Source organism: Rummeliibacillus sp. SL167 (assembly GCF_007896505.1).
GTDB lineage: Bacteria > Bacillota > Bacilli > Bacillales_A > Planococcaceae > Rummeliibacillus > Rummeliibacillus suwonensis.
The window spans coordinates 1-13,653 of the sequence record NZ_VCBM01000004.1 but is presented as its reverse complement, the minus strand read 5'-3'; the positions used below and the strand labels follow the sequence as shown (position 1 = coordinate 13,653).

Annotated in this window: 14 protein-coding genes; 8 read left to right on the top strand and 6 right to left on the bottom strand. The window is 36.9% G+C overall.

Annotated features, from left to right (window positions below):
• Positions 1–17 precede the first annotated feature (17 nt).
• A complete protein-coding gene (locus tag FEZ13_RS15345) occupies positions 18–224 on the top strand; it encodes a hypothetical protein (RefSeq protein ID WP_146553414.1) in 207 nt (68 codons plus the stop codon).
• A 382-nt stretch (positions 225–606) separates the two neighbouring features.
• On the opposite strand, the gene FEZ13_RS15340 is transcribed toward FEZ13_RS15345, so the two are convergent.
• Complete coding sequence (locus tag FEZ13_RS15340; protein ID WP_146553413.1) at positions 607–1,788, bottom strand: MalY/PatB family protein; 1,182 nt, start codon at positions 1,786–1,788, stop codon at positions 607–609.
• A 75-nt stretch (positions 1,789–1,863) separates the two neighbouring features.
• On the opposite strand from FEZ13_RS15340, the gene FEZ13_RS15335 reads away from it, so the two are divergent.
• A complete protein-coding gene (locus FEZ13_RS15335) occupies positions 1,864–2,124 on the top strand; it encodes a DUF1871 family protein (protein WP_146553412.1) in 261 nt (86 codons plus the stop codon).
• A gap of 222 nt (positions 2,125–2,346) precedes the next feature.
• Here the strand turns inward: FEZ13_RS15335 and FEZ13_RS15330 are convergent, their stop codons facing one another.
• The gene (locus FEZ13_RS15330) at positions 2,347–2,565 is read right to left on the bottom strand and encodes a helix-turn-helix domain-containing protein (RefSeq protein ID WP_312753343.1); all 219 of its coding nucleotides are present in this window, start codon (positions 2,563–2,565) and stop codon (positions 2,347–2,349) included.
• A 768-nt stretch (positions 2,566–3,333) separates the two neighbouring features.
• On the opposite strand from FEZ13_RS15330, the gene yugI reads away from it, so the two are divergent.
• Both yugI and FEZ13_RS20220 read left to right on the top strand, forming a co-directional pair.
• The gene (gene yugI / locus FEZ13_RS15325; RefSeq protein WP_146553411.1) at positions 3,334–3,714 is read left to right on the top strand and encodes a S1 domain-containing post-transcriptional regulator GSP13; all 381 of its coding nucleotides are present in this window, start codon (positions 3,334–3,336) and stop codon (positions 3,712–3,714) included.
• A gap of 278 nt (positions 3,715–3,992) precedes the next feature.
• Positions 3,993–4,127, top strand: a complete 135-nt coding sequence (locus FEZ13_RS20220; protein ID WP_255473208.1) for a hypothetical protein — start codon at positions 3,993–3,995, stop codon at positions 4,125–4,127.
• Between the two features lie 9 nt (positions 4,128–4,136).
• Here the strand turns inward: FEZ13_RS20220 and FEZ13_RS15320 are convergent, their stop codons facing one another.
• Positions 4,137–5,444 (bottom strand): AAA-type ATPase lid domain-containing protein, encoded by a 1,308-nt coding sequence (locus tag FEZ13_RS15320; RefSeq protein ID WP_146553410.1) that lies wholly within the window; start codon positions 5,442–5,444, stop codon positions 4,137–4,139.
• Between the two features lie 137 nt (positions 5,445–5,581).
• Here FEZ13_RS15320 and pruA point away from each other — a divergent pair, with 137 nt between their 5' ends.
• From pruA to FEZ13_RS15305, 3 genes are all read left to right on the top strand, one after another.
• Positions 5,582–7,126 (top strand): L-glutamate gamma-semialdehyde dehydrogenase, encoded by a 1,545-nt coding sequence (gene pruA, locus FEZ13_RS15315; protein ID WP_146553409.1) that lies wholly within the window; start codon positions 5,582–5,584, stop codon positions 7,124–7,126.
• 351 nt (positions 7,127–7,477) lie between these two features.
• Entirely contained in the window at positions 7,478–8,677 is a 1,200-nt protein-coding gene (locus tag FEZ13_RS15310) for an ornithine--oxo-acid transaminase (protein WP_146553408.1), read from the top strand.
• Between the two features lie 99 nt (positions 8,678–8,776).
• A complete protein-coding gene (locus FEZ13_RS15305; RefSeq protein ID WP_146553407.1) occupies positions 8,777–10,021 on the top strand; it encodes a Glu/Leu/Phe/Val family dehydrogenase in 1,245 nt (414 codons plus the stop codon).
• 200 nt (positions 10,022–10,221) lie between these two features.
• Here FEZ13_RS15305 and FEZ13_RS15300 read toward each other — a convergent pair whose 3' ends face one another.
• From FEZ13_RS15300 to FEZ13_RS15290, 3 genes are all read right to left on the bottom strand, one after another.
• A complete protein-coding gene (locus FEZ13_RS15300; RefSeq protein WP_146553406.1) occupies positions 10,222–10,473 on the bottom strand; it encodes a DUF378 domain-containing protein in 252 nt (83 codons plus the stop codon).
• A gap of 107 nt (positions 10,474–10,580) precedes the next feature.
• Complete coding sequence (locus tag FEZ13_RS15295; protein WP_146553405.1) at positions 10,581–11,561, bottom strand: cation diffusion facilitator family transporter; 981 nt, start codon at positions 11,559–11,561, stop codon at positions 10,581–10,583.
• An 11-nt stretch (positions 11,562–11,572) separates the two neighbouring features.
• Positions 11,573–12,298 (bottom strand): MgtC/SapB family protein, encoded by a 726-nt coding sequence (locus FEZ13_RS15290; protein WP_146553404.1) that lies wholly within the window; start codon positions 12,296–12,298, stop codon positions 11,573–11,575.
• A 128-nt stretch (positions 12,299–12,426) separates the two neighbouring features.
• Between FEZ13_RS15290 and FEZ13_RS15285 the strand changes: the two genes are divergently transcribed.
• Entirely contained in the window at positions 12,427–13,326 is a 900-nt protein-coding gene (locus tag FEZ13_RS15285) for a DMT family transporter (protein WP_146553403.1), read from the top strand.
• Positions 13,327–13,653 lie beyond the last annotated feature (327 nt).

Genomic DNA, 13,653 nt, shown 5'->3' with positions numbered 1-13,653 from the left:
AAGGAGACGTATGAACCATGAATCTTTGGATTTTAAACGAATTCCTATATTTTCCCGATGATAAATCAGAGTATATTCCAGCAGCAATTGAAATGGCGATCCTCCTCGTTTTATGTATCCTTGTTTTTAATTTTTTTAGAAGAAAAGCGAGAAAAGATTTAGAGAAAACGAAAGAATTAGAAGAAAAAATTTTAAAGGAAAAACAATCTTTGCATAATAAGTAGCCGTTTTGAAATTCTTGCCTCCTTGTCTAGAAGGCGAGAATTTCTTTTTTGTTTAAAAGCAGATAAAGTAAAACTTTTCAGAGTAGGGGAGAGTTTTTCATTTGGCATTATGTGTTAGTAGAGTTTACAGCTCGATTTGTCTTCCGTTGGGCAACAAGTTTTTCATTTGACATTATGTGTTAGTAGAACTACAGACCGTTGATCGCTCTTTATTCCCTTCCTTTAACTACAATTTTGAAGTGGAGAATATACTGCTGCCTCATGCGAAACGAAAATTCGTATGAAGAAAGTGCGATTGCATTTTTGAAAGTCAGCGCCTGTCACACATCCCCCAAGTTTTGTTGGATATCATTTAAATTGATTTGAATAAAAATATCATCTATCAATTTTTGAAGGCTTTGATAAAACGATCTATGCCGTCTTCAACTGTTGAACGTGCGCAAGCTACATTCATACGTAAAAAACCTCTGCCTTGCTCTCCGTATTTTGTTCCAGGTTCAAGCGCCAATTTTCCTATAGTGAGTAACCGAACCATTACTTCTTCCTCCTTCAATCCAGTATCTCTATAGTCAATCCATAATAGATAAGTGGCTTGAGGCTTATGGATTTTAATGCCGGGAATCGATGTAGTCAGTCGATGAATAACTAGGTCCATATTAGATGAGATATATGGCAATAGCTCATCTAGCCATTCCTCACCTTTAGACGAATAGACGGCTTCAATGGCTGTGATAGCGAAAACGGATAGTCCAAGTGCCGCATGCATATTGGCATTTCTTTTCAATTGCAATCGTTTTTTGTTGTCTGGCACAATCATCATAGCTGCTTGAATACCTGCAATATTGAATGTTTTTGTAGGAGCCATACAAGTAATGATGTGATCTTGAAAATCTCCAGCTATTTTTACAAGCGGCATATGTTTATGTCCATCTATCATTAGATCTGCATGAATTTCATCAGATACTATCAGAACATCGTTTTTCACACATATTTGGACAATTTTTTGGAGAACATCTACTGACCAATCAATGCCACCAGGATTATGTGGATGACATAGGATGAATAGTTTCACATTTTCATCTTTTGTGAGGGCATCAAAGTTTTCAAAATCAAAAGAATAGATACCTTCTTTTTCAAGTAAAGGGCATTCTTTCACAACGCGCTTTAATTTTTGGGGAACTATAAATAAGGGAGGATAAATGGGCGGTGCAACAAGCACTGCATCCCCTTCTTCTGTAAAGGTTTCAATAATGGAAGCTATAGCTGGTACAACACCTTGATGGTATAAAACCCATCTAGGTTCGACATGCAGACCATGACGTTTTTCTACCCAATTTGTAAAAGCCTTTGTACAAGACTCGCTTGCAAAAGAATAACCAAATACAGGGTGATCTAGGCGTTTTTTGAGCGAATCGATGAGAACTTCAGGAGCTGAAAAATCCATATCGGCAACCCACATTGGGAGTATATCTGTTGCCTCTTTTAAGTGAAAAGCAGAAGAGATTTTATCCCATTTGATAGAATTGGTTTGTACTCTATTTTCTACATAATCGAAGTTGTTCAAGCATATCCCTCTTTCCTTTTTTATCAATTATGTTATCATAACGATTATAATAGGAAAGCAATAAGGTGAAAATGAATGAGAAGTATTGAAATGAATAGAAAAGCCATACACACTTTAGAAGATTGGAATCCTTTTGAAATGACTGATTTTACATATGATACAGAGGCAGCGGATGTTGTGGCGGCATTACAATATATCGATGACCCTTCAGAACTAGGAAAAGTCATCCAAATTATTTATGAACAATCATTTGAACAATGGATTCCAATTGAGAAATGTATCGATATATCTTACAAACTATTAGCAATCAAATTCGAGGCAAAATGTATATTGTAATAATATGAAGGAAGAGATACGATTGAATCGGATTTGAAAGGATTAGTAATTAGCAGGAGTTCTCTCGATGTACTTGCTTTTTTCAACAGAAGCTGTCGCCTTTCACTTCTCAAGTTCCTGTTTGGAAATAGCAGTATTCTATAGAAAGCAAATCCTACGCAACAAAAAAAGTGCCCTAAAAGATTTCAAAGTAACATCTTTTAGGACACAGCATGCTCTTTTTTATTCATGTTTGGGTATGCCATCTAACAAATTAGAAACTGGCACCTCAAGGGCATTTGAAAGCTTTAATAATGTTTGTTCTGAAGGTATATCTTCACCAGATTCATATCGAGCCAATTTTTCAACACCTACTCGAGCTTTTAAAGACAGTTCATCTAAAGTAAGATTACGTTCTTTTCGTAACATACTTAGTTGAGTATGAAGATTCTCTTTCATCATATATAAAGCACCCCTTCAAATTTACGTATTTGAATCAATTTCATAATGTAAAATTTGATGTTATTCCGAATGCTAATGTACGTGAATCAATTTCATCAATCATTTTCTTCTTAAAAAATACGAACATTTAATCATAACTAATTTGATAGTTGTGGAGCGGAAGACGGCGACTCCTCGATTAGGCTTGCGCATTTTCTTCGTGCGGTGTGAGTTCAAGGAGGCTTATTCAAAGTCCTACGGGAAAAGCTTGAGCTGAAAGCCCCGCAGGAACAATTTAAGGGACAAAGCCTAAGTTCGCCACGTCCTGTGGCAACGGCTTCGGGGTCAACATCGTGTCGACCCGAGGAGATTGAAGCCAAGCCCGTGGAAAGCGCCGTCTGGAGTGGAACAAAAATTTCTGAATATTAATGTTCATGTTGATTTAAAATGTTCGTGTTTTTTATCTGAATTTTGCATTGTGAAATTGATTCACGTAAAAAATAAAAACGTTTGCATTTTTTAATCAAAAAGTATTTATGAAATTGATTTATCGATGTGTTTTTATATTATAGCATGTTTTGAAGTAGAAAATTATGTATTCTTTAAAAAAGTAAGAATATTTATATTATTTATTCAAAAAATGATCATATATTTTTGCCGGATCAAAATCATGAAACATTTTAGGAAAAATAACTTTTTGCCCAGTGATTTTTTGCCCGAGTTTTAGGACTATGCTATAATTTACGTGAAAAAGCGTATATAGAAGTAACGGAAAGTAGGAAGGGCAAAATGGCAAAAAAATATGAAGTAGGAGATGTGCTTACAGGAAAAGTTACTGGTATCCAGCCATATGGCGCATTTGTCGCATTAGATGAAACGACACAAGGTCTTGTGCATATATCTGAAATCACGTACGGTTTTGTAAAGAACATTACTGATTTTTTGAATGTCGGCGATGTAGTTCAAGTAAAGGTGCTTGAAGTAGATGCAGATGCCAAAAAAATTAGTTTATCAATCCGTGCTTTGCAAGAACGCCCACCAATGAAAAGAAAAGATTTACAACAACCTCGTAAATCACTTCAAGATCGTGTAGATGAAAAAGATTCTGTAGGTTTTAATTCATTAAAGGTTAAACTGCGTGATTGGATTGAAGAATCAGGTATTAAGTAAAATAAAAACTATTTCGCTCATTTTGACGAAATAGTTTTTGTTTGTAGACTACTCTAATTTCATGTTGAAATTTAAGGGCAATCAGGTTGTAAACAAACTTTTTTATCCTACATTATTAAGGGACAGTAAGAGCTCACTTCAGGACTTAGATAAAAGTAAAGGCGGATAAGTGGAGGAATGGCTACCTATAAAGCCTAAATATTCATTCAACAAATTATCCCGCATTAACGGGCAGTAATACTCCCACCTCAAAATTCAGCGAAAGGAAAGAAGTTAGGTTGGAGATAAACTGCCTGTCAAAGCCCGATTGGTTCGGGCATGATGTTGGTCACTCAGGTGTTGTCACAGGACGTGGCGCTTTTCACCTGAGTTCCTCTAGTTCAGTGGAGGATGAAGAAAACCCCACTGATTAAAGTTTCACTTTATTTTTTCATTTTTCGAATACGGTATTGTAAATTTTGTCGGCTCATACCAAGTGCTTCCGCAGCTTTCGTAATATTATGATGATGCATATTAAGCACTTTATTTAAATAATATTCTTCCGCTCTCCTTAAATAACCATCAAGTGGCAAAAGCTCTTTATCATTTTGAAAGACAAAAGAATCAGTTTTTTTTGCAGAAACATTATATGCTTGCAACTTCCATTTGAAATGGAGTGGTAATAGCTCATCAGTAATTTCCTCTTCATTTGTTACTAAAGCCATCACATCGTCCAGTAAAATTTCTAACTCCTTTAAATTTCCAGGCCAATCATAGCTCATAAACAACTGTTGCACTTCTTTTGACATTCCTTTTAACTTTACACCAAAGCGTTTTTCATAGCGTTTTAGATAATCAGCAACGAATGGCTGAATATCCTCTTTTCGTTCACGTAGTGGCGGAACATTGATCGAAACCGCTGCAAAGAAATAATACAACTCTTTTAATAATTCTCCAGATGCAATCAAGTCAATAGGATCTCCGCCGATACTTGCGATAAAGAGATGTGAATCTTGTCGATGTTCTTCGAGCAATCTCAAACATTCTTTTTGTAGTTCAAGTGACAAATATTCAATGCGTTCGCAAAAGATTGTACTCCTGTCATTTGTATGTAAGTGTTTTTTTAATCGCTCAACTGTCGATCCATCTGATTTATGACAAAAAAACGTCATATAGTTTTCTGTGGCGGGAGTTGCGGAATGATGTATGGCTTCTGCGATTAAATCCTTACCAGTACCTGACTCACCAATCAGCAAAACAGGAAGTTTAGTAATAGCAGCTTTTTTAGCGGTTTCAATTACTTTGCGCATAGGTTCAGAAACTGCAGTGATGACATTGAATGTAATCGACTCACCATAACGTCTCAGCGGTTGATACATGAGTTTTTCTAATGTTGTAATATCTCGGGCAATTTCGATCGCACCAATCAGCTCATTCTCTTCTATGATGGGAAACGTATCATTGATGGTCGTAATTTCTTGTCCGTTTTGATTCCAATATGTTTGTTTGATATTTTGGATGGGTTTCTTTGTTTGTAATACTTTAAGCAAAGTGCTATCTTCTTTTTCAAATTGGAAAAGTTCTACAATCGAGCGATCACGTATATCTGTGAGATAAAGCCCTTCAATCTCCATCATTTTTTCATTATAGATAATAGTATTACCACTTTTATCCACTGCATGTATGCCAACGGAAGCGTGTTCAGTTGCGAATTTATAAAACGGTAATAAATTTTCTTTATTCCCTTTCATTTATATCACCTGAAAAATTTTTAGATTTTTTTGATAATTGCACTTGAAAAATGCAATGATCTTTTGCATTATTATAGGTGTAATCAATATAGAAATGCAAATATTTTTTGCACTTCGATCACAAGGGAGGATATGAAATGATTCCGTATACAACAGAACCATTAACAGACTTTTCAAAGGGGGAAAATCGTCAAGCATACCAAGAGGCTTTAGAAAAAGTGCAAAGTGAGCTTGGCAAAGATTATCCATTGATTATTGGCGGAGAACGTATTTTAACAAAAGATAAGATAGTATCCTACAATCCAGCTAAGAAAACGGAGGTTGTAGGGAATGTGTCAAAAGCAAACCAAGAACTGGCTGAAAAAGCAATGAAGACTGCTGATGAAACATTTAAAACGTGGAGTAAGGTAAAGCCTGAAGTGCGTGCGGATATTCTTTTCAAAGCGGCTGCTATTACAAAAAGGCGTCGTCATGAAATGTCAGCACTGATGACGATTGAAGCGGGTAAACCGTGGGTAGAAGCAGATGCAGATACAGCGGAAGCCATTGATTTTATGGAATACTATGGCCGACAAATGCTTGAATTGAAGGATGGCAAAGCTGTTCAAAGTCGTCCTGGTGAGAACAATCAATTTGGATATATCTCTCTAGGTGTTGGTGTTGTTATTTCCCCTTGGAATTTCCCATTCGCGATTATGGCAGGTACAACAGTTGCAGCGGTTGTCACAGGAAATACAGTATTACTGAAACCCGCCTCTACAACACCAATCATCGCCTATAAATTTATAGAAATTTTAGAGGAAGCAGGACTTCCCACTGGAGTTGTAAACTACATACCGGGTTCAGGAGCGGAAGTCGGGGACTATTTGGTCGATCATCCGCGTACACGTTTTGTAAGTTTTACGGGTTCTCGTGACGTGGGACTTCGCATCAATCAGCGTGCAGCCGTTCAAAACAAAGGCCAACTTTGGATTAAACGTGTAATCGCTGAGATGGGGGGAAAAGATACAATCGTTGTGGATAAAGAAGCAGATCTTGAATTAGCAGCTCAATCGATTGTGAAATCTGCGTTCGGCTTTAGTGGTCAAAAATGTTCAGCCTGTTCCCGTGCAGTCATTGTAGAGGATGTTTACGATCAAGTAGTAGCGCGAGTAGTCGAGCTGACAAATGGATTAACAGTTGGAGATCCAACAGATTATCATCACTTTATGGCAACAGTTATCGATGAAGCAGCCTTTAAAAAAGTAACAAGCTACTTTGAAGTAGCCAATGAGGAAGGCCGTATTGTGGCAGGGGGTACTGCAGACGATTCAGTCGGTTATTTCGTCAACCCAACAGTAGTAGTGGATGTAGCACCCAATGCACGATTAATGCAAGAAGAAATTTTTGGCCCAATCGTTGCGATTTCTAAAGTTAAAGATTTTGATGAAGCTATTGAAGTTGCCAATAATACTGAGTATGGTTTGACAGGGGCAGTTATTTCTACCAATCGGCAACACATAGAAAAAGCTCGTGAAGAATTTTTTGTAGGAAATCTTTATATTAATCGTGGTTGTACGGGAGCGATCGTTGGTTATCAACCATTTGGCGGTTACAATATGTCCGGTACTTGCTCTAAAGCAGGTGGTCCAGATTTCTTGCTATTACACATGCAATCTAAATCAGTAGCAGAAACACTTTAATAGATTGACTATAAAGCAGGCAAAGAATTTTCTCATTTTGCCTGCTTTATTAATAGAAACCTTGATCTTATATTGTCATAAAGAGTGATCATTCATATGTCATGTAAAGGGGCTTTATCCCGCTTTAACGGGCAGTAAGACAACAATGTTCAAAGATAGTATTTAATAATCAAGTTACTTTATCTAACTTTAACAGGCAGTAAGACTCCTGTCTCAAGATATAGAGAGAAACGAGAAAGATAGGTGGGGAAACAACTGCCCGTAAAAGTCCGATTGGTTCAGCTAACCATCAGTGGGGGCCACTGATGGAGTTTCACTTTATCTTCATAACAACACAAGGGGGAAGTTTAAATGTTATCAACAAGTTCCGAAAAAATCATTGTCCAAACAAATAAATATGGTGCCAAAAACTATCTGCCACTTCCGATTGTTATTTCTGAAGCAGAAGGCGTCTGGGTAAAGGATCCAGAGGGGAATAAATATATGGATATGTTATCAGCCTATTCAGCTGTTAATCAAGGTCATCGGCATCCTAAAATCATTCAAGCCTTAAAAGAACAAGCGGATCGAGTAACCTTGACTTCTAGAGCTTTTCATAGCGATCAGCTTGGTCCATGGTATGAATTGGTGTGTGAAGTTACGGGTAAGGAAATGGTGCTACCGATGAATACAGGTGCAGAAGCAGTTGAAACAGCATTTAAAGCGGCGCGTCGCTGGGCATATGATGTCAAAGGTGTAGAAGATAACAAAGCGGAGGTAATCGCTTGTAATGGAAATTTCCATGGTCGTACAATGATGGCGGTTTCCTTGACATCTGATCCTGAATATCGCCGTGGTTTTGGACCACTACTTCCAGGTATCAAACTTGTTGACTATGGCGATTTAGAAGCATTGAGAGAGGCTATTACCCCAAATACAGCAGCATTTCTTGTTGAACCTATTCAAGGAGAAGCGGGGATCATCATACCACCGGCTGGATATTTAAAGGCTGCTCGTGAGCTTTGTCGACAAAATAACGTATTATTCATTGCGGACGAAATTCAAGCAGGTCTTGGGAGAACAGGTAAAATGTTTGCCTGTGATTGGGAAGATGTAAATCCTGATGTGTATATTTTAGGAAAAGCGTTAGGTGGTGGCGTATTCCCGATTTCATGCGTAGTGTCTAGCAAAGAAATCCTTGGAGTATTTAATCCGGGTTCTCATGGTTCAACATTTGGCGGTAATCCAATGGCATGTGCGGTTTCTATTGCGTCATTAAACGTTTTACGTGATGAAAAGCTCGCCGAACGTTCGTTGAAACTAGGACAATATTTTATTGAAGAATTAAGAAAAATTGAAAACGAAACGATTAAGGAGGTCCGTGGTCGTGGGTTATTTATTGGGATGGAACTAAATATAGAAGCACGACCATTTTGTGAAAAATTGATGGAATATGGTTTATTATGTAAAGAAACACATGAATCTGTTATTCGCTTTGCTCCACCATTGGTCATTTCAAAAGAAGAATTGGATTGGGCGTTGGATAAAATTAGGAAAGTCTTTAAAAAATAATTAGAAATAGTCAACACAGCCATAGAAACTATGTTACAATGAACGCAAAATAGTTACTATGTTAACCATTATTAAGAATAAAAGAGGCGAGAAAATTAAATGGCAGAAAATCTAAACCTGTTTACATCTACACAAGCTGTTATAAAAGAAGCACTTCAAAAACTTGGCTATGACGAAGCTATGTATGAACTTTTAAAAGAGCCACTACGCATGTTAGAAGTACGTATACCAGTAAAAATGGATAATGGTTCTGTGAAAATTTTTACAGGTTATCGTGCACAACATAATGATGCTGTTGGTCCTACCAAAGGAGGTGTTCGCTTCCACCCTCAAGTGACAGCGGAAGAAGTAAAAGCTTTATCTATGTGGATGACTTTAAAAGCAGGTATCGTTGATTTACCATATGGTGGTGGTAAAGGCGGTGTCATTTGTGACCCACGTCAAATGTCAATGGGTGAGGTAGAACGTTTAAGTAGAGGTTATGTTCGAGCGACAAGTCAAATTGTTGGTCCTACAAAGGATATCCCAGCTCCTGATGTATTTACTAATTCCCAAATCATGGCTTGGATGATGGATGAATATAGCCGAATTGATGAATTTAATTCACCAGGTTTTATCACAGGAAAACCTATTGTACTTGGCGGTTCCCAAGGTCGTGATCGTGCAACCGCACAAGGTGTTACGATTGCTATTGAAGAAGCTGCGAAATGTCGCGATATTGATATTAAAAATGCACGAGTTGTTATCCAAGGGTTTGGTAATGCTGGTAGCTTTTTAGCTAAATTTATGAATGACTTGGGAGCAAAAGTTATTGGTATATCAGATGCATATGGTGCATTGTATGATTCAGATGGTTTGGATATTGATTATTTACTAGATCGTCGTGATAGTTTTGGTACAGTATCCACTTTGTTTGAAAACTCCATTTCCAATCAAGAGTTATTAGAGCTAGACTGTGATATTCTTGTACCAGCTGCCATTGAAAATCAGATTACAGCAGAAAATGCACATAGTATCCAAGCCAAAATCGTAGTGGAAGCCGCCAATAGTCCTACTACAACGGAGGCAACAAAAATTCTCCATGAACGAGGTATTTTATTGGTTCCAGACGTAGTGGCAAGTGCTGGTGGTGTAACAGTATCTTACTTCGAATGGGTTCAAAACAATCAAGGTTACTATTGGTCAGAAGAAGAGGTAACGGAAAAACTGAAGAAGAAATTGATAGAAGCCTTTCATAATGTTTATAATGTAGCGATGACACGTCATGTGGATATGCGTTTGGCTGCATATATGGTAGGTGTACGCAAAACTGCTGAAGCATCGCGTTTTAGAGGTTGGGTGTAATGCTAATATTTAAAAAGCTGGAGGACAAAATAATGTTCTCCAGTTTTTTAGTGTACACTAACGGACAGTATGTCTCCTGCTTTAGCTTTAAGCCTCAAGTAAAAGCGAAGGATAAGTAAGGGGTGACTGCCTATAAAATCCCCATTAGTTCAATTCACTCGGTAGGGGATGAAGAAACCCCCACCTTATGAAGTTTCACCTTATACACTTTTTAGTGGACGAACATTATCCTTTTTCGTTACACGTCGTGCTGTTCTATTTGGTGCAAATAATAGACCTAAAGAAATAAGCCCTGCTAGGCCTATTATTGTATAAATGGCTCTTGCTCCAAAACTAGCTTGACCATCACGGAATAGAGTAGCTACAACGTCAAATTGAAATAAGCCTAAAAGCCCCCAGTTAAGTGCTCCGATGATAGTTAGAAAGAGAGCAAATCTTTGTATACCGTTCATCAAATCTCACCTCCACAAATAGTTTGTGGTATAAATCTGAAATTCATTCAATCATAAAAAATAAAAATGCGAAGAGTTCTAAATATCTCTCTTCGCATCAAAGTTATTTATTTTAATTCCTCAGGTCTGTCGCTAATATGTTTCCATTCTTGAACACCATTATCCTCATCAAATGAGATGTGAACTTTTGAAACATTTTTTTGTGAAAGTATAAGTTCTACTAAGTGATCGCGGATATCATCTACATAAGCAAAACTTAATGTAGGTTCAATTTCAGCAATCAGTTCAACATGAAGGAATTCTCCTTCTTTTAGAACAACCAGCTTTTTAATATCGTGGATGTTCGGATCATCCAAAACTAAATGAGCAATATGGTTGAGCATTTCTTCATCTGTTTCGCCAATTACACCACGTGCATTTTCTAAAAATACGACACCAACTACATAGAACATCATCAAACCAATTAAAATAGAGGCTATTCCTTCAGCTTGCAAAAAGCCAGTGAAATGTGAAATGATGACTGCTAAAAATGCAAGTACACCGCCTGATGTGGCAACTAAGTCTTCCATAAATACTAATTTTGTAGCAGGTTTCGCGCTATCTAAATGTGTAAATGCTTTTGGAATAGCTGTAATAGGGTTGGCTTGTATACCGGCATCGTGGGCAATTTCTGTGGAGGCTTTTAATAAAACAGAACCTTCCATGACAATGCCAATACCTAATACTAATAAGCTGATCCACATCTTAGAAGATTCAGCAGGATGTTGGATTTGATGCCATCCTTCTAACACCGTTTCGTATGATAAGATCCCAACAATTAATACGGCGCCTAAACAAACTAAATTTACAACACGTCCAAATCCCTTAGGAAATTGTCGCGTTGGAGCCTTTTTGGAAAGAGCAGAGCCAACATATACAAAGAATTGGTTTGCTGCATCACCAAGTGAATGCATCATTTCTGCGAACATGGCCACATTTCCTGTAAAGAAATAAGCAACGGCTTTCACGATGCCTAAAAATAAGTTAACAAATGCTGCGAGTAGAGAGGGTTTGTTTCCGTTTTTTAAAAGTTTCCACATATTTTTCATGATGAACTCCTTTAAGGTAATATTTCAATTTCTATTTCTTCTGCATAAGGAAGTTTCTTAATTTCGTTGTATAGAGAAAGCGTGTCAAGCTTTGCTGATAATCCTGAAAATTTAAGCCTTACTTGATGCTGCATTTCATTGTTCGATAATCGAATATCCCTTATACGAATATTATCCACTTCCATGTTGTTGTTATGAAGATATTTTAATATATTTTGGATATCATTTGCATCTTTCAGATGGAGTAAAAGGGAAACATCTTTTGTGTGCAGGCGTTTAGGACCTATTTTAAAGAAGAGAGGAGCAATTACTTCTACACCAAGAAGAACAAGTATGACAGCGGCTATCGCTTGAAGGTAAAAACCTGCACCAACAGCGATGCCAATACCTGCAGATCCCCAAATCATTGCTGCAGTTGTTAATCCACTAATACTATCGTTGTCTCTCCGAAAAATAACACCTGCTCCCAAAAAACCAATTCCACTCACGATTTGAGCTGCTAATCGAAGAGGGTCCGTCGAAACAGTAATACCAGGTATTGGTTTGGCGTTAAGCACAGATTGAATGGATATGATCGTTAAAAGGCAACTAAATGTTGCAATGACGAGACTGGTCTTTAATCCAATCGGCTTTCTTTTTAACTCTCTTTCAATCCCTATAGCTAAACTTAAAGCAGCTGCAATACCAAGCTTTATAATTGTTTCGTATGTAAGTGAATTTTCTACCAAAGAATGCAAAAAATCTCCTCCTTTCGTAAATTTAACTTGCGATAGAATATATATAATGCAAAAATGATAGACAATGACATATTCGTATTGTACAACTTTGTTTTAAAAAAGTGCTATATGATTTTGGGGGTGGGAGAATGAATAAGCCTAAAATCCCCCCATTAGTGGCAATACTAATTGGGGTTATTTCCGTTTCAACATCTGCTATATTAGTGAAACTAGCGGATGCAGACTCGGGAGTAGTTGCTTTTTATAGGATGTTGTTTTCAGTGTTGCTGATGATGCCATCTTTCTTAATGTATTCTCGCGAAGAAATATTCAATATTGTGAGGAAAGACTGGATTTTTTCAATTGTTGCCGGAATTTTTTTAGCGTTTCATTTTATACTATGGTTTGAATCTCTACGCTATACATCTGTAGCAAGCTCCACGGTTCTTGTAACACTACAACCATTATTTGCGATTGCAGGTACATATTTTTGCTTTAAAGAACCAATTGCTTATAAAACAGTTATTTCAGGAATGATTGCCATTGCAGGCAGCGTACTTATTAGCTGGGGTGATTTTCATGTTGGTGGAATGGCGTTTTACGGAGATATATTAGCACTAATTGCATGTGCATTAGTAACAGGTTATATGTTATTTGGACAAGAAGTGAGGAAAAGGGTTTCGCTTACTACATATACCATCATTGTGTATACAGCAAGTACTATTACATTATTCTTTTATGTCCTCTTTAAGGGAGAATCATTTGGCTCATATCCAATGATGAGTTGGGTATGGTTTGCATTATTGGCGATTGTTCCTAATCTTTTAGGACATAATTTATTTAATTGGGCAATTAAATGGGTGTCAGCAAATGTTATTTCAATAGCTATTTTGTTCGAACCAGTAGGAGCATCTATTCTTGCGTATTTTGTATTCAATGAACATTTAGTCGTTACTCAGGTAATGGGTGGAGCTATTGTAATCATTGGAATTGCACTGTTTGTTATTGATGAATCAAAAATAAAAAAATTATTTCAAAAAAACAGTTGATTTATTGAAAAAGATAAGTTATATTAATATATGTCGTTAAGACATACGACAAAAAACAATACATAATCCTTTCAATTCCAGAAAAACTTTTCCAATAAAATGATTGACAAAAGAAATTGAAAATGATAGGATATATGAGTTGCCGAAATACCGGCAAATATGAACCTTGAAAACTGAACAAGCAAGACGTTAATCAATAAAATTTGTTCACTAACCTCCGTTAGTGACAAAGATAAAATAGATATCATCTTCGGATGATACGCTAGCAAAGCAAATGAGCTTTCAAACTTAACTTTTATGGAGAGTTTGATCCTGGCTCAGGACGAA